This is a genomic window from Streptomyces olivochromogenes, assembly GCF_021538895.1.
Lineage (GTDB): Bacteria > Actinomycetota > Actinomycetes > Streptomycetales > Streptomycetaceae > Streptomyces > Streptomyces olivochromogenes_A.
This window is the reverse complement of record NZ_JADDRL010000063.1, coordinates 37,854-55,970: the sequence shown is the minus strand read 5'-3', so window position 1 is coordinate 55,970 and position 18,117 is coordinate 37,854. Positions and strand designations below refer to the sequence as shown.

Annotated in this window: 21 protein-coding genes and 1 pseudogene; 6 read left to right on the top strand and 16 right to left on the bottom strand. The window is 72.4% G+C overall.

Annotation, left to right across the window (positions count from 1 at the left end):
* Nucleotides 1-173: 173 nt before the first annotated feature.
* The 3 genes from IPZ69_RS28345 to IPZ69_RS28335 form a co-directional block, all read right to left on the bottom strand.
* Complete coding sequence (locus IPZ69_RS28345) at nucleotides 174-1,460, bottom strand: aminotransferase class I/II-fold pyridoxal phosphate-dependent enzyme (protein WP_235457423.1); 1,287 nt, start codon at nucleotides 1,458-1,460, stop codon at nucleotides 174-176.
* 132 nt (nucleotides 1,461-1,592) lie between these two features.
* A complete protein-coding gene (locus tag IPZ69_RS28340; RefSeq protein ID WP_235457422.1) occupies nucleotides 1,593-2,378 on the bottom strand; it encodes a hypothetical protein in 786 nt (261 codons plus the stop codon).
* Nucleotides 2,379-2,576: 198 nt separating this feature from the next.
* A complete protein-coding gene (locus IPZ69_RS28335; RefSeq protein ID WP_235457421.1) occupies nucleotides 2,577-3,368 on the bottom strand; it encodes an RNA polymerase sigma factor SigF in 792 nt (263 codons plus the stop codon).
* 377 nt (nucleotides 3,369-3,745) lie between these two features.
* Here IPZ69_RS28335 and IPZ69_RS28330 point away from each other — a divergent pair, with 377 nt between their 5' ends.
* From IPZ69_RS28330 to IPZ69_RS28320, 3 genes are all read left to right on the top strand, one after another.
* Nucleotides 3,746-4,183, top strand: a complete 438-nt coding sequence (locus tag IPZ69_RS28330) for a Fur family transcriptional regulator (RefSeq protein WP_235457419.1) — start codon at nucleotides 3,746-3,748, stop codon at nucleotides 4,181-4,183.
* A 49-nt stretch (nucleotides 4,184-4,232) separates the two neighbouring features.
* Nucleotides 4,233-6,455, top strand: a complete 2,223-nt coding sequence (gene katG / locus IPZ69_RS28325) for a catalase/peroxidase HPI (protein ID WP_235457418.1) — start codon at nucleotides 4,233-4,235, stop codon at nucleotides 6,453-6,455.
* Between the two features lie 131 nt (nucleotides 6,456-6,586).
* Entirely contained in the window at nucleotides 6,587-6,967 is a 381-nt protein-coding gene (locus IPZ69_RS28320) for a DUF2795 domain-containing protein (protein WP_235457417.1), read from the top strand.
* A gap of 241 nt (nucleotides 6,968-7,208) precedes the next feature.
* Here the strand turns inward: IPZ69_RS28320 and IPZ69_RS28315 are convergent.
* From IPZ69_RS28315 to IPZ69_RS28305, 3 genes and pseudogenes are all read right to left on the bottom strand, one after another.
* Nucleotides 7,209-7,507, bottom strand: a pseudogene (locus IPZ69_RS28315) (DUF6158 family protein).
* Between the two features lie 28 nt (nucleotides 7,508-7,535).
* Entirely contained in the window at nucleotides 7,536-9,155 is a 1,620-nt protein-coding gene (locus IPZ69_RS28310) for an ABC-F family ATP-binding cassette domain-containing protein (protein WP_235457415.1), read from the bottom strand.
* Nucleotides 9,156-9,205: 50 nt separating this feature from the next.
* Complete coding sequence (locus tag IPZ69_RS28305) at nucleotides 9,206-9,919, bottom strand: histidine phosphatase family protein (protein ID WP_235457414.1); 714 nt, start codon at nucleotides 9,917-9,919, stop codon at nucleotides 9,206-9,208.
* Nucleotides 9,920-9,990: 71 nt separating this feature from the next.
* Between IPZ69_RS28305 and IPZ69_RS28300 the strand changes: the two genes are divergently transcribed.
* The 3 genes from IPZ69_RS28300 to IPZ69_RS28290 all read left to right on the top strand — a co-directional run bounded on the left by IPZ69_RS28300 (nucleotide 9,991) and on the right by IPZ69_RS28290 (nucleotide 12,673).
* Nucleotides 9,991-11,484 (top strand): bifunctional phosphatase PAP2/diacylglycerol kinase family protein, encoded by a 1,494-nt coding sequence (locus tag IPZ69_RS28300; RefSeq protein ID WP_235457413.1) that lies wholly within the window; start codon nucleotides 9,991-9,993, stop codon nucleotides 11,482-11,484.
* A gap of 154 nt (nucleotides 11,485-11,638) precedes the next feature.
* Nucleotides 11,639-12,460: a methyltransferase domain-containing protein gene (locus IPZ69_RS28295; RefSeq protein ID WP_235457412.1), complete on the top strand. Its 822-nt coding sequence runs from the start codon at nucleotides 11,639-11,641 to the stop codon at nucleotides 12,458-12,460.
* A 42-nt stretch (nucleotides 12,461-12,502) separates the two neighbouring features.
* The gene (locus IPZ69_RS28290) at nucleotides 12,503-12,673 is read left to right on the top strand and encodes a hydrophobic protein (protein ID WP_235457411.1); all 171 of its coding nucleotides are present in this window, start codon (nucleotides 12,503-12,505) and stop codon (nucleotides 12,671-12,673) included.
* 2 nt (nucleotides 12,674-12,675) lie between these two features.
* Here IPZ69_RS28290 and IPZ69_RS28285 read toward each other — a convergent pair whose 3' ends face one another.
* From IPZ69_RS28285 to IPZ69_RS28240, 10 genes are all read right to left on the bottom strand, one after another.
* Complete coding sequence (locus IPZ69_RS28285) at nucleotides 12,676-12,960, bottom strand: gas vesicle protein K (protein WP_235457410.1); 285 nt, start codon at nucleotides 12,958-12,960, stop codon at nucleotides 12,676-12,678.
* Nucleotides 12,957-13,160 (bottom strand): gas vesicle protein, encoded by a 204-nt coding sequence (locus IPZ69_RS28280; protein ID WP_235457409.1) that lies wholly within the window; start codon nucleotides 13,158-13,160, stop codon nucleotides 12,957-12,959. The genes IPZ69_RS28285 and IPZ69_RS28280 overlap by 4 nt, the downstream gene beginning before the upstream one ends.
* Nucleotides 13,157-13,969, bottom strand: a complete 813-nt coding sequence (locus IPZ69_RS28275; protein WP_235457426.1) for a GvpL/GvpF family gas vesicle protein — start codon at nucleotides 13,967-13,969, stop codon at nucleotides 13,157-13,159. Before IPZ69_RS28275 ends, IPZ69_RS28280 begins: the two co-directional genes overlap by 4 nt.
* 5 nt (nucleotides 13,970-13,974) lie before the next feature.
* Entirely contained in the window at nucleotides 13,975-14,328 is a 354-nt protein-coding gene (locus tag IPZ69_RS28270) for a gas vesicle protein (protein ID WP_235457408.1), read from the bottom strand.
* The gene (locus IPZ69_RS28265; RefSeq protein WP_235457407.1) at nucleotides 14,325-15,485 is read right to left on the bottom strand and encodes an SRPBCC family protein; all 1,161 of its coding nucleotides are present in this window, start codon (nucleotides 15,483-15,485) and stop codon (nucleotides 14,325-14,327) included. The genes IPZ69_RS28270 and IPZ69_RS28265 overlap by 4 nt, the downstream gene beginning before the upstream one ends.
* Nucleotides 15,482-16,117 carry a DNA primase gene (locus tag IPZ69_RS28260; RefSeq protein WP_235457406.1) on the bottom strand — a complete coding sequence of 212 codons (636 nt, stop codon included), beginning with the start codon at nucleotides 16,115-16,117 and terminating at the stop codon, nucleotides 15,482-15,484. Before IPZ69_RS28260 ends, IPZ69_RS28265 begins: the two co-directional genes overlap by 4 nt.
* Nucleotides 16,118-16,120: 3 nt before the next feature.
* Nucleotides 16,121-16,381, bottom strand: coding sequence for a gas vesicle protein GvpG (locus tag IPZ69_RS28255; protein ID WP_235457405.1), 261 nt, complete (start codon nucleotides 16,379-16,381; stop codon nucleotides 16,121-16,123).
* 1 nt (nucleotide 16,382) lies between these two features.
* Nucleotides 16,383-17,159, bottom strand: coding sequence for a GvpL/GvpF family gas vesicle protein (locus tag IPZ69_RS28250; protein WP_235457404.1), 777 nt, complete (start codon nucleotides 17,157-17,159; stop codon nucleotides 16,383-16,385).
* Nucleotides 17,156-17,575, bottom strand: coding sequence for a gas vesicle structural protein GvpA (locus IPZ69_RS28245; protein WP_235457403.1), 420 nt, complete (start codon nucleotides 17,573-17,575; stop codon nucleotides 17,156-17,158). The genes IPZ69_RS28250 and IPZ69_RS28245 overlap by 4 nt, the downstream gene beginning before the upstream one ends.
* 61 nt (nucleotides 17,576-17,636) lie before the next feature.
* Entirely contained in the window at nucleotides 17,637-18,029 is a 393-nt protein-coding gene (locus IPZ69_RS28240; protein WP_235457402.1) for a gas vesicle protein GvpO, read from the bottom strand.
* Between the last annotated feature and the right edge of the window lie 88 nt (nucleotides 18,030-18,117).

Below are 18,117 nucleotides of genomic sequence, written 5' to 3'. Positions count from 1 at the left end.
GGTGGTCGTGGCGGCAGCCGCGGCCGTGGCGGCAGCCGCGGCCATCGTGGTCATGGCATCGGTCGTGGCCGCGGTGACCGTCGTCGTCGCCGTGACTGTGACGGCCGTGGTCGTAGGGGCGATGTCGGTCGTGGGGGTGGTCCCGAACTGCTGCGTCTGCTGCGTCTGCTGCGTCATCGAGGAGGCTCCCGTCGCTGAGCGTCGTCGCGGAGATCGTCGAAGACCGACCTCAGGGTGACCAACGCGCGTTGCACGTGTGGCAGTTCCAACGGTGAGGGTGACGTGAGGCATTCCGTGCGTTCCTCGTCCGTGCCGCCCAGCAGCGGACCCGTGGCGAGCCGCACGCGCAGTTCCCCGAGGTCGTCGCCGAAACGGTGGCCACCGGGCGCGGGCATGCCGAGCCGGACAGTGAGGAAGTCCTCCAACTCCTGGGCGTCGCTGACGTCGTGCGCGCCGAGCGCGGAACGCAGCGGGCCGAGGTCGACGTACAGATGACGCCCGGCCTGCGGCGGCCGGGACAGGGCACCGGCCGCGACGACGGCGGCGTGCGCGGCGGCGGCCACGCGCGCGTGCAGGCGTACGGCCAGGTCGCGGCGGTGGACGACCGGCTCGGGTTCGCCGAGCGCGTAGGCGGCGGCCGCCGCGACCGGTTCGGCGACGCGCGCCCCCAGTGCGGTGAGCACGTCGAGCACGCGCGCGTGCAGCGACGCGCCGGTGGCGCTCGCGGGGAAGCGGGCAAGGGCGGCGGGCCAGCCCGGCGGCAGCGACGCGCCGGCCAGGTCGGTGACGACGGTGACGCGTTCGGGGAGCATCTCGGCGGGGCTCAGCAGCACCGTGCCGTGCGGGTCGTGCAGGGTGTCGCGCCAGGTCTCGTCGCTGACCAGGTGCAGCCCCTCGCCCTCGGCCGCCTCGACGGTCTCGTGCAGCAGTTCGGGCGGGGCGACGGTGGCGGTCGGGTCGTCGGCCACGGACAGCACGAGCAGCCGCGGGTCGCCGCCCTCGGCACGGACCCGGCGGACGGTCTCCAGAAGGGCGTACGGGTCGGGGACGCCACCGGACTCGGCCGGGGTCGGCACATGGAAGGCCGGCCTGCCCAACAGGCGTGCGTACGGCGCCCACCAGGCGGCGCAGGGGCGGGGCACCAGGACGTCGCCGCCGAGCGCTGCGGTCAGGGCGAGCAGCAGGGACGGGGTGCCGGGGCCGGCCGCCACGCGGTCCGGTTCGGCGGTCAGTCCGCGTCGCGCCCAGTAGGCGCGGGCCGCGTCGAGCAGCGCGGGGCCACCGCCGACGGGCTGTTGCCCGGCACGGCCCGCGGCGGCGGCGAGCACGGCGGACAGTTCGGGGAGCACGGGCAGTCCGTCGTCGGGCAGGGGTGGCCCGTAGCGGACGGGGCCGTGCCCCTCGGGGGCACGGTCGTCGGAGCGGTCGCCGGGGCGACCGTGGGGGTCCGTCCGCCGCATGTCCGCCTCCGCGCAGTCCGTGGGGTTCCGTGTCCTGTCCCGGTCGGGTCCGTGCTCTGTCGTCGGCTGCTCCGTGCGTCGGCTCCGTCGTACCCGGTGTCGCGCCGTTCCCTGGGCGGTGCGCGCGGGGCGTCAGCCGTCTCCGGTCGACCTGCGGTACCAGAGCCGGTGTACGGCGGCACCGGCCGCGCCCGCGATCAGCAGACCGCCGACGACCAGCGCCGGGACGGACCCGTTGAACGCACCCCCCTCACCAGCCTCCACACCGTGCTCGACGGTGGCCTGTCCGCAGCTGGAGCCGGGCCGGGGCTCGGCACAGTCACGGCCGTCACCACAGGATGCACCCCGGGAGTCGTCACACGCCCCGCCCTGGCTCTCCCGGGCACCGCTCTCCCGGCCGGGGCCGGTGCCGCTGCCAGTGCCGGTGCCGGTGCCGTCCAGGCCATCGGCGGGCGGCTGCGACACACCGCCTTCCCGCCCGTCGCCGAGGAGCTCCGGCACACCGCTCTCCCGGCCGTCGGGGAACAACTCCGGCACGCCGGTCTCCTGCCTGTCCATGAGCGACAGCGGCACACCGCTGTCCCGGCCGTCGGGCAGCGACTGCGGCGCCGCACTCGCGCCACCGTCGACCGGAGGCGCCGGCCGGGCGCTCCTCTGGTCGTCTCCGCACGCCCCGGACGCACCGCTCTGCCCACCCGCACCCACGGTGTCCGGCGCGGTCCCCACGATCCCGGGGATCCCGGCGATCCCGAGGGTCCCGTCGGTCGCCGCACAGGTCTCGGACACGGTGACGCTGCCGCCCGGCCGTTCGCTGCCTGGGCCCACCCGCGCGGCGGGGATCGCGGCCGCGGCCGGTACGGCGGTGCCGAGGCCGGCGGCCAGGATGGATATGACGAGGGCGCGAGCGGTGCGTCGCATGGACGGGCTCCTCAGACGGACGGCTGCGGGAGCACGAGGTCGTGCCCCCGCAGCCATCACAGCCCGCCGCGCCGCCCCTCGCGCGCGGCCGGGCCCCATTCGCGCGAACGCGAACGGCCTATTGGGTGACGTCCGGGACGCTCACGACAACGCGTCCCCTACGCCATGCCCCCACGCCGCGTCCCCCGCGCCACGTCCCTACGCCGCGTCCCGCATCACCTGCTCGCGCAGCCGGTCGCAGCAGCGGTTGATCAGCCGGGACACGTGCATCTGCGAGACGCCGAGCTGTTCGGCGATCCGGCTCTGCGTCATGTCGTCGAAGAACCGCAGGTAGAGGATGGCCCGCTCGCGCTCGGGCAGGGCGGCCAGCCGGGGGATGACGGCCTCCCGGTCCACGACCGTGTCGAGGGCCGGATCGGGCCCGCCGAGCGTGTCGCCCAGCGAGTGGCCGTCGTCGCCGCCGGGCAGCTCCGCGTCCAGGGAGAGCGCGGTGAAGCTCTCCAGCGCCTCCAGGCCGACCCGGACGTCCTCCTCACTCAGCCTCGCCCGCTCGGCGATCTCCGCGACGGTGGGCCGTCGCCCGGGCACGGTCTGCGACAGGTCCTGGCAGGCGATCCGCACCCGGTTGCGCAGTTCCTGGACCCGGCGCGGCACGTGCAGGGTCCACAGGTGGTCGCGGAAGTGCCGCTTGATCTCGCCGCTGACGGTGGGCACCGCGTAGCTCTCGAAGGCGTGGCCGCGCCCGGGGTCGTACCGGTCGACGGCCTTGACCAGGCCGAGGGCGGCGACCTGGCGCAGGTCGTCCAGGCTCTCGCCGCGGCCGCGGAAGCGTCCCGCGAGCCGTTCGGCCATGGGCAGCCAGGCCTCGACGATCTCGCCGCGCAGCGCGTCGCGCTCCGGTCCCGGCGCGAGCGCGGCCAGCCTGCGGAAGGCCCCCGCGGTGTCGGGCGCGTCGTCGTGCGGGTGCTTGGTGCTCGCTCGTTTCGGCATGTGTCTGGCAACTCCCCTGGAGGTGCTCGATTCGACGGTCACCGTGGGAGCGCGTCCGCGTGCCGGACGGACGCACCCTGGGCGACGGTTCGCCGCTCCCACGGGTGTGCCTCCGGTCCGAAGCACTGCCGGTGCGCCTGCCCGCCGCCTTCGGGCACAAACACGAGTCCTCGCGGTGAGCGTTTTCCGGGAGCGGGGCCGGGCACGATCCCCCTGCTTCGGCGGACGGTGCGGGAGTTCCCGCCGGGGCGGGAGAGGGAGTAGCCTGCCGACCGGCGTAACACGCCGAACTAGGACAAAAGATCCCCGATTAAGCCACCAGACTTGGATGACTCGTTTTCTTGAATCGATCGTGTTTGGGGCTGTAGGTTGGCGCCATGACCGCATCCCCGACTCCGACCACCGCCGAGGAGCTGCGCGGTGCCGGCCTGCGGGTGACGGCCGCGCGCGTCGCACTGCTGGAGACCGTCCGGCACGGTGATCACCTCGGTGTCGAGGCCATCGCCTCCGGCGTGCGCGAGCGCGTGGGCCACGTCTCGCTCCAAGCCGTGTACGAGGCCCTGCACGCACTGACCGCCGCGGGGCTCATACGCCGCATCGAGCCGGCCGGCAGCCCGGCCCGGTTCGAGGGACGCGTCGGCGACAACCACCACCACGTCGTGTGCCGCTCGTGCGGTGTCGTCGCCGACGTGGACTGTGCCGTCGGTGACGCGCCCTGTCTCACCGCGTCCGACGACCGCGGCTTCTCGATCGACGAGGCCGAGGTCGTCTACTGGGGCGTCTGCCCCGACTGCTCCACCCCTCGCAGTGCTTGACCTTCGCAGTTCTTGAGCAAAGTGATCCACCTGATCCGGAAGGATTCCCATGGCTGAGAACCCTGATGCAATCGTCACCGACGCCAAGGCGGAGGGCACCGGTGGCTGCCCCGTCGCACATGGGCGCGCCCCGCACCCGACCCAGGGTGGCGGCAACCGCCAGTGGTGGCCGGAGCGGCTCAACCTGAAGATCCTTGCCAAGAACCCCGCCGTGGCCAATCCCCTCGGTGAGGAGTTCGACTACGCCGAGGCGTTCCGGTCCCTCGACCTGGCGGCCGTGAAGCAGGACATCGCCGAGGTGCTGACCACCTCGCAGGACTGGTGGCCCGCCGACTTCGGTCACTACGGCCCGTTCATGATCCGGATGGCGTGGCACAGCGCGGGCACCTACCGCATCAGCGACGGCCGCGGCGGCGCGGGCGCCGGCCAGCAGCGCTTCGCCCCGCTCAACAGCTGGCCCGACAACGGCAACCTCGACAAGGCCCGTCGTCTGCTGTGGCCGGTCAAGAAGAAGTACGGCAAGAACCTGTCCTGGGCCGACCTCATGATCCTCACCGGCAACGTGGCCCTGGAGACGATGGGCTTCGAGACCTTCGGTTTCGCCGGTGGCCGCGAGGACGTGTGGGAGTCCGAGGAGGACGTGTACTGGGGTCCCGAGACCACCTGGCTCGACGACCAGCGCTACACCGGTGACCGCGAGCTGGAGAACCCGCTCGGGGCGGTCCAGATGGGCCTCATCTACGTCAACCCGGAGGGCCCGAACGGCAACCCGGACCCGATCGCGGCGGCGCGCGACATCCGTGAGACGTTCCGCCGGATGGCGATGAACGACGAGGAGACGGTCGCCCTGATCGCGGGCGGTCACACCTTCGGCAAGACCCACGGCGCGGGTCCGGCGGACCACGTCGGCCCGGACCCCGAGGCCGCCCCGATCGAGGAGCAGGGCCTCGGCTGGCGCAACACGTACGGCACCGGAAAGGGCGCGGACGCCATCACGTCCGGCCTTGAGGTCACCTGGACCGGCAGGCCCACCGAGTGGGGCAACGACTTCTTCGACAACCTGTTCGGCTACGAGTGGGAGCTGACCCAGAGCCCCGCCGGCGCCAACCAGTGGAAGCCGAAGGACGGCGCGGGCGAGGGCACCGTCCCGCACGCCCACGACGCCTCCAAGAGGATCGCACCGTCGATGCTCACGACGGACCTGTCGCTGCGCTTCGACCCGATCTACGAGCCGATCGCCCGCCGCTTCCACGAGCACCCCGACCAGTTCGCGGACGCCTTCGCGCGTGCCTGGTACAAGCTGACGCACCGTGACATGGGTCCGAAGTCGCTCTACCTCGGCCCGGAGGTCCCGGAGGAGACCCTGCTGTGGCAGGACCCGCTGCCCGAGGCCGAGGGCGCGGCCCTCGACGCCGCGGACGTCGCGTCCCTGAAGGCCAAGCTCCTCGACTCGGGCCTGTCGGTCGCGCAGCTGGTCTCGACCGCGTGGGCGTCGGCCTCGACGTTCCGCGGCAGCGACAAGCGCGGCGGCGCCAACGGCGGACGGGTCCGCCTGGAGCCGCAGCGCAGCTGGGAGGCCAACGACCCCGACGGGCTGGCCACGGTGCTGCGCACCCTGGAGGGCGTCCAGCGGGAGTTCGACTCCGCCGGTGACAAGAAGGTCTCCCTGGCCGACCTGATCGTCCTCGGCGGCTCCGCGGCCGTGGAGAAGGCCGCCAAGGACGCCGGGTACGACGTCGAGGTGGCCTTCGCCCCGGGCCGTGTCGACGCGACGGACGAGCACACCGACGCCGAGTCGTTCGCGGCGCTGGAGCCGACCGCCGACGGGTTCCGCAACTACCTCGGCAAGGCCAACCACCTGCCGGCCGAGTACCTGCTGCTGGACCGGGCGAACCTGCTGACCCTGAGCGCCCCCGAGCTGACCGTCCTGGTCGGCGGCCTTCGGGTGCTGGGCGCCAACCACAAGCAGTCGTCGCTGGGCGTGCTCACCGACACCCCCGGCAGGCTCACCAACGACTTCTTCGTCAACCTGCTCGACCTGGGCACGACGTGGAAGTCGACCTCCGAGGACCAGACCACGTTCGAGGGCCGTGACGCCTCCGGCAAGGTCAAGTGGACCGGCACCCGTGCCGACCTCGTCTTCGGTTCGAACTCCGAGCTGCGCGCGCTCGCGGAGGTCTACGCGAGCGACGACGCGAAGGAGAAGTTCGTCAAGGACTTCGTCGCGGCGTGGGTCAAGGTCATGAACCTCGACCGGTTCGACCTCGTCTGATCCCGGCGTCGGCCTGACGTTCCCGACGGTCCGGCCCGGGGCTGCCACCGCAGCCCCGGGCCGGACCGTTCGTGTGTCGGCCCCCGGTCTTCGGGTACGCGGTGCGCATCCCGAATGATCTGGAGGGAGACATGCAGCGAGGCAGTGACCGGCTGAGCGTTCACCGGGACGACGAGATGAAGCACGAGCTCCAGGAACTGCTGCGGTCCGGGCACCCCACCCGCACCGAGGACTGGCAGGACCCGGAGCCCCCCGCCGACGACGACCCCCGCGTCTTTCGCGGTCCGGTGGTGGCGGGGCACTCCCGGATGTCGACCCTGGAGTCGGTACGGCTGGAGCTGGCGCGGCACCTGGGACGCACCGCCTTCCCGGCCGGGCCGGGCGAACTGGCCGGCGTCCTGCGCCACGACAACGCGCCCGACGACCTGGTCGAGGCGGTACGACGGCTACCGCGCCACGCACGCTACGGCAACATCCAGCAACTGGCCGAGACGGTGACGGCCGCCTCCTAGCCGCGACGGGATCGCCGCGACGGCGTCGACACCGACGCCACCCGGCCGCCGCCACCAGCGCGGCGGCCGGATCGGCCGCGCCCTGACACGGATCGGATGGCCCCCCAGGCCGTCGCGTTCGTACGGGAGTTCTTCATGTCGTAGGCGGGCGGCACCTGGGTAGACGAGCGGGTGACGGTGTGCGGGGCCGCTGCGAGACGTTCCTGGACGTGTGCGCGTCGGCCTGACCCGTCGTGTCCGCTCAGGTGCCGGGAGTCACCGACTCCGAACAGCAGCGATCACGGGCGCCCTCGCGGGTGCGTCCCGCGACGACCAGGCGGCGCGGGTTGCGCCGCAAGAACTCTCCCTCCAACTGCGCCATGCGCTCGTTGTGCGTGCGCAGCGCGTCGTTCGAGCCGTACAGCAGGGTGTCGTGGCGCGTGCGGTGGATCGTCTCCAGCTCCTTCATGAGCTGCTGGTCGTCCAGACGGTCCGGGTCGACTCCGGTCATGGTGTGCCCCGCTCGTCGTGTTCGCTCTTCCGCCTCCACTGTACGAACATTCCGGCCCCCGGGCCCTCCGTGCGGCGCCTACCGCTCCCGTTCCACCCTGCGTTCGTCCCACACCGGCTCCGGCGTCTCCCGGACCCGGCCGTCGCTGCCGAAGACCAGGTAACGGTCGAAGGAGCGGGCGAACCAGCGGTCGTGGGTGACCGCCAGGACCGTACCCTCGAAGGCCTCCAGGCCCTCCTGCAACGCCTCGGCCGACTCCAGGTCGAGGTTGTCGGTGGGCTCGTCCAGCAGCAGGGCCGTGACGCCCGCGAGCTCCAGGAGCAGGATCTGGAAGCGGGCCTGCTGGCCGCCGGAGAGGCGCTCGAAGGTCTGTTCGGCCTGCTGGGTCAGCTCGTAGCGGCGCAGCCGGGACATCGCCGCGCCCCGGTCCTGCGCGTGCTCCTTCCACAGGATGTCCAGCAGGGTGCGCCCCTGGAGCTCCGGGTGCGCGTGCGTCTGCGCGAAGTGGCCGGGCACGACCCGCGCGCCGAGCTTCCACTGTCCCGTGTGCGCCACGTCGTCACCGGCGAGCAGGCGCAGGAAGTGCGACTTCCCGGACCCGTTGGAGCCGAGGACGGCGACCCGCTCGCCGTAGAAGACCTCCAGGTCGAAGGGCTTCATCAGGCCGGTCAGCCCAAGTCCCGTGCAGGTGACCGCCCGTACGCCGGTGCGGCCGCCCTTCAGGCGCATGGTGATGTCCTGCTCGCGCGGCGGCTCCGGCGGCGGCCCCGCCTCCTCGAACTTGCGCAGCCGGGTCTGCGCGGCCTGGTAGCGGGAGGCCAGCTCATGGCTGATGGAGGCCGCCTGGCGGAGGTTGAGCACCAGCTTCTTCAGCTGGGCGTGCTTCTCGTCCCAGCGCCTGCGCAACTCCTCGAAGCGGGCGAAGCGTTCGCGCCGCGCCTCGTGGTACGTGGCGAATCCGCCGCCGTGCACCCAGGCGTCGGCGCCGGTGGGTGAGGGCTCGACGGAGACGATCCGCTCTGCGGCCCGGGCGAGGAGTTCGCGGTCGTGGGAGACGAAGAGCACCGTCTTGCGGGTCTCCTTCAGCCGCTCCTCCAGCCAGCGCTTGCCGGGCACGTCGAGGTAGTTGTCCGGCTCGTCGAGCAGCAGCACCTCGTCGGTGCCGCGCAGCAGCGCCTCCAGGACCAGCCGCTTCTGCTCGCCGCCGGAGAGCGTGCGCACCTGCCGCCACTGCGCCTTCTCGTAGGGCACGCCGAGCGCGGCCATGGTGCACATGTCCCACAGGGTCTCGGCCTCGTAGCCGCGCACCTCGGCCCAGTCGGCGAGGGCCTGCGCGTAGCGCAGCTGGGCGGCCTCGTCGTCGACGGTCATGATGCCGTGTTCGGCCTTGTCGACGGCCCGCGCGGCCTCCCGGATCCGGGGCGGCGCGACGGACACCAGCAGGTCGCGTACGGTCGTCTCGTCCCGTACGGACCCCACGAACTGGCGCATCACGCCCAGGCCGCCGCTCACGGTGACCGTGCCGCCGTGCGGCTTCAGCTCGCCGGAGATCAGCCGCAGCAGGGTGGTCTTGCCGGCGCCGTTGGGTCCGACGAGGGCCACCACGGCCCCTTCGCCCACCCGGAAGGACACGTCGCCGAGCAGCGCCCTCCCGTCGGGGAGGTAGTACTCGAGATGCGCGGCTTCCAGATGTCCCATGGGGACGCATTCTGCGGGGCGCCCCCGACCTGCGGCAAACCGATATCCGGCTACTCGGCGTCCGGCCGCCCGGCCGCGCCCGACGGCTGTCCGCCGGCGCCCAGTGGCCGCCCCCGCACGTCCAGCGCCTCCCCGGCCGGCCCGCCCTCCCCGGCGGGGTCCACGGCCGCTCCCGCCCAGGACAGCGCCTTCCAGCCGTCGGACGGCGAACCCTCCAGCACCACCACGCCGGTGTTCCGCAGCGGGTGGGCGGCGGCGAAGGGCACGTCCACGTTGTCGGCGCGGGCGGCGGTCCACATCCGGATCGCCGCGCCGTGACTGACCATGGCGACGGTCCCGGCCCCGCTGCCGGCGGCCTCGGCGATCACGGCGTCGTACCGCCCCAGTGCCTCGGCGCCACTCTCCCCGCCGGGCATCCGCAGCGCGGTGTCGCCGGCCGCCCAGGCGAACGCCGTCCGCATGTACAGCCTGCCCTGCTCGGAGTCGCCGGGCGCCATCTCCAGGTCCCCGGCGGACAGCTCGCGGATGCCGCCCCGGACGAGCACGTCGAGTCCGCGGGCGGCGGCCAGTGGGGCGGCGGTCAGCTGCGTGCGGATCAGGGTGGAGGCGTAGACCGCCTCGATGTCCTCGTCGGCCAGCGCGGCCGGCAGGGCGGCGGCCTGCCGCTCGCCGAGCGGGGTCAGACCGGTGCCGGGTACGGCGGTGTCCAGCACGTAGTCGACGTTGGCCGAAGTCTCGCCGTGGCGGACGAGGAGCAGGCGCATTCGGAGGTTCCTCTCACTCGATCGCACCGCCGACGCACAGAAAACGGCCACATCAGGGTACCCGCCCCGACATGAGCCCAGACGTCGACCTCACCGCCCCGAAACCCGGCCGCCACGCCCTGCGCGACTGGCTGCTCTCGCTCGACAGCCGGTTGTTCGAGGTGGCCGCCGAGCGGAACTGGCCGGGCGCCGAGCCCGTACTGCCGCGGCTGAGCCGCAGCGCGAACCACGGTGTGCTGTGGTTCGCGACGGCCGCCGCGATGGCGGCGGTCCGCACCCCACGTGCCCGCCGGGCCGCCGCCCGCGGCATCGCCTCCCTGAGCCTGGCCTCCCTGACCATCAACACCGTCGGCAAACGCTCGGTGCGCCGCCCCCGCCCGGTCCTGGACCCGGTGCCGGCGGTACGGCATCTGAAGCGGCAGCCCATCACCACGTCGTTCCCGTCCGGTCACGCCGCCTCGGCGGCCGCCTTCGCGACCGGGGTCGCGCTGGAGTCGCCGGCCTGGGGCGCGGTGGTGGCCCCGCTGGCGTTCTCGGTCGCCATGTCCCGCGTCTACACGGGCGTCCACTTCCCGAGCGACGTGCTCGCGGGCGCCGCGCTGGGCGCGGGTGCCGCGTTCGCCGTACGGGGCCTGGTGCCGACGCGCGCCCAGGTCACCCCGCCGGCCCGGCCGCGCGCCGTCGCGCCCGCGCTGCCCGACGGCGAGGGTCTGGTGTTCGTCACGAACCGGGCCGCGGGCACCGCCGACCGGGTGCGCGCGCTGCGCGCCGCGCTGCCCGGGGCGGAGATCGTCGAGGCGGAACCCGCGGACATCAGGGCCGAGTTGGACAAGGCGGCGACGCGGGCGCGGGTGCTGGGGGTGTGCGGCGGCGACGGCACCGTGAACGCGGCCGCCGCGGCCGCCCTGCGCCGCGGCCTGCCGCTGGCGGTGCTGCCCGGCGGAACGCTCAACCACTTCGCCTACGACCTGGGCGTGGAGGACGTACGTTCCCTCGCCGGGGCGGTCCGGCGGGGCGAGGCGGTGCGCGTGGACGTGGGCCGGTTCGCCTGCGACGGCCGGGACGGCATCTTCCTCAACACCCTGAGCCTGGGCGTCTATCCGGAGCTGGTGCGGGAGCGGGACCGCTGGTCGCACCGGATCGGCGGCTGGCCCGCCGAGGTACGGGCGGCCGTGCGCGTGCTGCGCCGGGGCGAGCACCCCCTGGAGCTCGAACTCGGCGGCCGGAGGCACCCGTTGTGGCTGCTGTTCGTCGGCAACTGCACCTATCACCGCCTGGGCCTCGCCTCCGGCCGCCGGCTCGACCTGGCCGACGGGCGGCTGGACGTACGGGTCGTGCACGGCGGCAAGGGGCCGGCGCTGCGGCTGCTCGCCGCCGCCGTCGCGGGCCCGCTGACCCGCTCCCCCGCGCACGCGGCGGTGCGGGTGGGCCGGCTGCGCCTGGCCGGCGTCGAGCCGGGCACGCCCCTGGCGTACGACGGTGAAGTCATCGAGGTCTCGGGCGAGGTGACGGTGGAGAAGCTGCCCGAGGCGCTGACGGTCTACCGTCCGCTGCCCCATGGCTGACGGCCGCCACCCGTAGGTGCCCCGATCACCCAGTTGTCCACATCGTGAAACGCGGGTCTCATCATTCGGCACGCGTGCGTACGGTGGTGCGTACCGCAGGGCTGGGGCCGCGGGCCTCGTGAGCCGATGCGAAAACGCGAGGAGGGGCACAGCCATGCCGGAGCAACGGGAGACCGCCGTGTACACCCATGGGCACCACGAGTCGGTGCTGCGCTCGCACACCTGGCGGACCGCCGCCAACTCCGCGGCCCATCTGCTCGGTTCGCTCCGACCCCACATGCGGATCCTGGACATCGGGTGCGGCCCGGGGACCATCACCGCCGATCTGGCGGCGCTGGTCCCCGACGGGCACGTCACCGGCGTCGACCACGCCCCCGGCATCCTGGACCGGGCCCGCGCCACGGCCGCCGAACGCGGGCTGACCAACGTCGACTTCGCGGTCGCCGACGTGCACGCGCTGGACTACCCGGACGACTCGTTCTGCGTGGTGCACGCGCACCAGGTGCTGCAGCACGTCGGCGACCCGGTGCGGGCGCTGCGCGAGATGCGCCGGGTCACCAGGCCGGGCGGGTTCATCGCCGCCCGCGACGCGGACTACGCCGCGATGACCTGGTACCCGCCGGTGCCCGGGATGGACGACTGGCTGGACCTGTACCGCCGGGTCGCCCGGGCCAACGGCGGTGAACCGGACGCCGGGCGGCGGCTGACGTCCTGGGCGCGGGCCGCCGGGCTCACGGACGTCACGGCCACGTCCAGCACCTGGACGTTCGCCACGCCCGAGGAGCGGGCCTGGTGGAGCGGCCTGTGGGCCGACCGCACCCTCGCCTCGGCGTACGCCGAGCGGGCCACCGGGGGCGGGCACGCGGCCACCGGGCAACTGGCGGCCGTGTCACGGGCGTGGCGGGAGTGGGGAAAGCGGGAGGACGGCTGGTTCGCCGTACTGCACGGAGAAATTCTGTGCCGTAAGGAAGCCTGATCCGCGCCTTTCGGGAAATACGAATGGCAGGAGGTTCACATTATGATTCCCATCCTGCTGGTACTGCTTCTGGCGCTTCTTCTCTTCGGTGCCGGATTTGCGGTGAAACTACTCTGGTGGATCGCGTTGATAGTTCTCGTGATCTGGCTGCTGGGATTCCTGGTGCGGGGCACCACCGCGGGCGGCGGCAGGAGCCGCTGGTACAGGTGGTGACGTCAGCTCCGCGGCAGCAGCGGTCCGAGCGGCCCGAGGTCCAGATTCAGGTCCTCGGGCCGCAGCCCGTAGCGCTCGCGCAGCTCGGTCATGCGGTCCTCCAGGAGCATCAGGGTGAGCCCGATCCGCTCCTCCTGCTCCTCGCTCAGTTCGCCGGTGTCGACGCGGCGCAGCGCCTGGCGCTCCATCAGCTGGCGCAGCAACTCCACGACGGTCAGCACGAGTTTCACGAGGTCCCGCTCGACCGTGTCGGGATCGAGGTCCAGCCGGTTGCCGTGCCGGGTCATGACGTCACCTCGTCCCGCGGCTCCTCCCAGAGCGCGGGCACCCCCCGGCCCACGGAGCTGATCAGCGCGTTCAGGTCGATCCGTACGAGGTCGACGTCGGCGATGCGCAGCGTGATGTCCCCGGTGATGACGACCCCGCCGGCCAGCAGCCGGTCGAGCAGGTCCACCAGGGCGATCTCGCGGCGCTCGACGACGGTCACCGCTCCTCCCCGGACAACTCGCCGGTGAACGAATACGCCGCCCAGGGCCCGGTGAGTTCCACCCGAATTCCGGAAACTCCGGGAACTCCGAGAACATCGTCCTTCGTACGGTCCACCAGTTCCACGAATTCCTCGGATTCCGCGCGCGGCACCAGATAGGCGGCGTTGAGCACATTCTGTCCCGGCACTCCGGAAAGCGTCGAGTTCTGCGGGGCGTGCAGGCGGGCTTCCTCGGCGTGCCCGGAAAGCGCCGTGTGAAGTCGGCTCGCGAATTCCTCGGCCTGCCGCCACCTGTCCTCGTCGGACCGGACGCGCTGCCGGCGCCGGCGCAGATAGTCCCGGCCACTGGTGGGCCGGCTCTCCGGGCTCGCGGCGTCGGTGGGCTCGTCCTCCACCGTCTCGGGCTCCCGCACCGGGTCCAGATGGACCTTGACGCCCCATTCCACCCGGCCGTCCAGCCGGTCGAGGGTGCGCCGGAAGCCGGCCTCGCCCGTCTCCATCATGACGCGTACGCCGCTGTCGTCGCGGAAGACGGTGGCGAGCCGGAGCGGCAGCGGCGTGGTCACGGTGGTGAGCGCGTCGATCACCCCCTGGTGGGCCCGTGCCGTGTCGGTCAGCCAGTCGAGGTCCTCCAGGTGGGCGCGGAGCGGTTCCTCGGCGAAGTCCCGCTCCGGGACCGTACTGACGACGGCGACCAGCCCGTGGTGGCGCAGCAGTCCCGGCGGGGCGCCCGCCACGCCCGTCAGCTGGGACTGCAGGGCCGCCTCGAACGGGCGGCAGATCGCGTAGACGTACCGCAGGCCGGTCATCGCCGTCATCGGTCCTCCTCCTGCCCCCGCCCCGGCTCCAGCTCGGCCAGGCGCTCACGCAGCTCGGCGTTCTCCCGAGCGAGTTCGTCGCGGCGCTTCTCCCGGGCGAGTTCCTCTCGACGGGCGTGCGAGGACAGCGCCGGATCGGTCTCCCACCAGTCGATGCCCATCTCCTTCGCCTTGTCCACCGAGCAGACGACGAGCCGCAGCTTGACCGTGAGCAGTTCGATGTCGAGCAGGTTGATCCGGATGTCACCGGCGATGACGATGCCCTTGTCGAGGACGCGCTCCAGGATGTCGGCGAGGTTGGCGCTCCCGTCGTGACCGTAGGGCTGGGGCAGCCGGCCAGGCGTGGTCATCGACGGCTCCCGCTCTTGGCGTAGGCGTCTTCGTCCTCCTCCTCGTCCCGGTCCTCGTCCTCGTCCTCGTAGGCGGACTCGTCCTCGTCCTGGTACCGCCCGGGCTCCTCGTCCTCGGCGTCGTACTCCGCGTCCTCGTCGTCCTCTGCCTCCTCGTCCTCCTCAGGCTCCTCGGTGCCCTCTTCGTCCTCGTACTCCTCCGGCTCGTCGGACTCGGGCTCCTCGTCCTCGTCCGTGTCCTCGGCGTCCTCGGCACGCGCCTCGTCCTCCTCCTCGGCGACCGCGTCCTCGTGGCTGCGGACGACCTCGCCGTCGCGGATCTCGCCGCGCCAGCCGTCCTCCGCCTCCCCCTTGAGGGTGATGAAGCGGGCGAAGTTCTTGAGGTCGAGCCGGGCCCGGCGGCCCTGGGCGCGCCAGATGTTGCCGGTCTTCTCGAACAGGCCGCTGGGGTAGTACTCCATGACCAGCAGCACGCGGGTGAGGTTCTCCTCCAGCTCGTGGAAGGAGACCACGCCCCTGGTGGTTCCCTTGGCGCCCTCCGACGACCACTGGATGCGGTAGTCGGGGACCTGCTCGGTGGTGTGGGCCTTCCAGCTGCGGTTGGACCAGAAGACCTTGAGCTTCCAGTCCGACGTCGTGTCGTCGGCGCGGTTCGCGCTCTTGACGCCCTTGGCGAAGGTGCTGAAGTCCTGGTATTGAGTCCACTGGTCGTAGGCCGTGCGCAGCGGCACGCCGACGTCGACGTACTCGATGATGACGGTGGGCTTGTGGCCGGCGGCGCGCTTGCGCTTGCTCTTGCCGCCGCCGAGGTTCTTCAGCGCGCCCATCACGTTGTCCTTCGCCCGGGAGGCGCCGAGCTCCAGTGCGGAGCGCACCGGGCCCTTGCCCTCGGCGAACTTGCGGCCGGCGTCGAGGGCGAGCCGGCCGAAGCCGGGGCTGTTGCCCTCCGCGATGTCGTTGAGCTTCACCGTGGTCTCGCCGAGCTTGCGGCCGGCGCCGACGAGCAACCGCTGGGCCTGGGCGGCGAGGTACTCCTGCACCTCTTCCTTCAGGCGGTCCGCCGCCTCGCTCTGTGCCAGCCGGCCGAGCCCGCCGTCGGTGGCGCCGCCCGCCGCGGACGACGCGGTGGAGCGCGCGGTTCCGAGGGTGTCGGTCATGACTCCTCGCCTCCCTTCGGAAGCCGGTTCCTGCCGCCACGGGCCGCACTCCCGCCCGCGGACGTCTTCTTCCTGGCCGTCGTCGTCCTCTTCGCCGCCGCCTTCTTGGCGGGGGCCTTCTTGGCCGAGGCCTTCGTCGTCGCCTTGCCGGCGGGGGACCTGTCGGCCGCCTTACGCGCGCTCCCCTTGGAGGCCCGGCGGGACTCGCCCGACCGTTCGCCATCGGCACCCTGCCGCGTCTCGTCCTCCTCGGGCTCCGAGTCCTCGCGGCCGTCGTCCTCGTCCGCGGACCCGTCCGGGCTCGCGAGGCCCGTAACCGATTCGAGTTGGTCGCGCACCTCGGAGGTGCGCCCGTGCAGCCGGTCGGCGAGGGCGTCCATCTGCCGCTCGACCATGGCGCCGGAGGCTGCCTTGCCGACGCCCCGCAGGTCCTCGCGCAGCTGGTCGCCGATCTCCTTGAACTGCGGGTTGTCCCGCAGCTGATGCGAGACCACCTCGGCGAGCGCGCCGGGGCTCAGAGGCAGCCGCTTACCGGCCGCCAGCGTGCCGAGCGCGAACGCCAACTTCATCTTCCTCGTCCGTCCGAGCAGGTATCCGGCCCCTACGGCGAGGCCCAGTCCCATGCGATTCATGTGTCACGTCCCCTGGTCCGTCTCCGTACTCCGGCGCAGAGCGATCTCCAGCCGGTCGAGCAATTCGTCCTCCACCCGGTCGAACTCCTCCTCGTCGATCTCGCCCGCCGTCAACCGCTCTTCGAGCTGGGCGAGTTCGGCCCGGACGGCGGCCGGGTCGTAGTACAGCCGCTCCGCCTCCCGGACCACTTGCTCGATCACCCAGCCGGCGCCGCGCACCGGAGCGAACGGCAGCAGCAGGATTTCGCCGAACAGCCCAGCCATCTCACTTCTCCTCGTGCTCCAGGCCGCCGCCCGCCGTGGTGCCCGCGGGCTCGGCCGGGCCGGGCTCCACGAAGCTGTACGGCGGCAGCGGCCCGTTGACCTGCAGCTCCAGGTGGGCCAGGTCCTCCCGGGCCCGCTGCACGGCTGCGACGAAGTCCTCGGCGGACCCCCGGTCCACCAGGAAGGACACATTGGCCAGCCAGCCGGTGGAGCCGGGGCCCACGCTCACGGCGCTGGCCACCGGTTCCAGGGCGCGCTCCACCGCGATGGCGTCCTCGGCCTCCTTGGCCTGTACGGCGGCCACCACCATCTCGCCGAGCTGCAGACGCTGTTCATAGGTGCCGCCGTCGGCTTGCCGGTTGGCCTCGGTCAGGGCGCGGATCTCCGGGTTGTCGGCCATCACGCGGTGCAGGACGGCCTCTTCGATGTGGCTCGCCTTGACGTTGTACTCGACCTTGTTCTCCAGCGCCTGCAGGCGTTCCCGGTAGTGGTCGGCGCGCTCGGCGAGCACGTCGGCAACCGTGGCGTCGTCCGGGGCGACGCTGCCGAAGCGCATCGGCAGCACACAACCGGCCGCGCCCGCCTCGGCGATCACGTTCTGGTGGGCGAGCAGTTCCCGGCGCTTGGCACGCAGGTCCTCCGGGGCGTCGCTGACCAAGGCGGCCAGGTCAGCCTCCTCCAGGACGCGCACGGGACGCGGCGGATCGCCGACGCCGTCCATGCCCTTCGGGAGCGCGGGGTGCTCGTGCGCCGTGATGCCGTAGACGTACGTGCTCATTCCTGCTCCTCCTTCCTGCGCGCGTTCGTCTTGCGGGACCGCGGCCTGGGCTCGGCCTCACCCTCCTCGCGTGCCTGCCGGAACGCGTCGGAGACGGTCTGTGCGGCGCCGGACAGCGCCCCCTTGGACTTGCCTCGGGCGCCGGACTCGGTGACCTCGCCGACGATGTCCGCGAGCCCCGGGGGCTTGCGCGGACCTGCCTCCAGGTCCATCCGGTTGCACGCTTCGGCGAAGCGCAGGTACGTGTCGACGCTGGCCACGACGACCCGTACGTCGATCTTGAGGATCTCGATGCCGACCAGGGAAACCCGCACGAAGGCGTCGATGACGAGACCCCTGTCGAGGACGAGTTCCAGAACGTCGTAGAGGCTTCCACTGCCTCCACCGCCGGCCTGCTGTGCCGGGACAACGGTCATGCCGCTCACGCCTCCTCTTCCGTGGATGTGTCTTCCGCGGTCGTCGCCGCGGGCGGGCGGCCTAGCGGCCGCCGGGCCTGTGTGCGTCGGCGCGGCCGCGTTCGTAGCGGCGGACACGCCGGTATCCGGTGAGCTGACCGCGCGGATCCAGTTCAACCTGGTAGCTGGCCATCAGGCTCATCGTGTCGGGCACCCTGGGCAGCTCCAGGACCTCGATCTCCAGCGCCCAGCCGTCCTCCGTCTGCTCGAAGCACGACACCGACTCGGCGGCCATGCCGGTCAGCTCCGCGAGCTGGCCGCGCGCCTGGCGCAACACTTCCATCGGGCTCGGCCGGTCCTTTGCCGCCTGGGTCTCGCCACTCCTGCTCGGTTCCCGCGTCGGTTCCTTTTCCCGCGTCGGTTCCTGTGCGTTCCGTGAACGCTGTGCCTGTGGTGTGTTCTTTGTGTTCGTCATGGCCACCTCTGTGGTCGAGTGGCCATCAGGCCCCTGCTCAAACCTTCGACCACGGTTCAACCACGCAACGCGTCCGGTCGGCATCGGC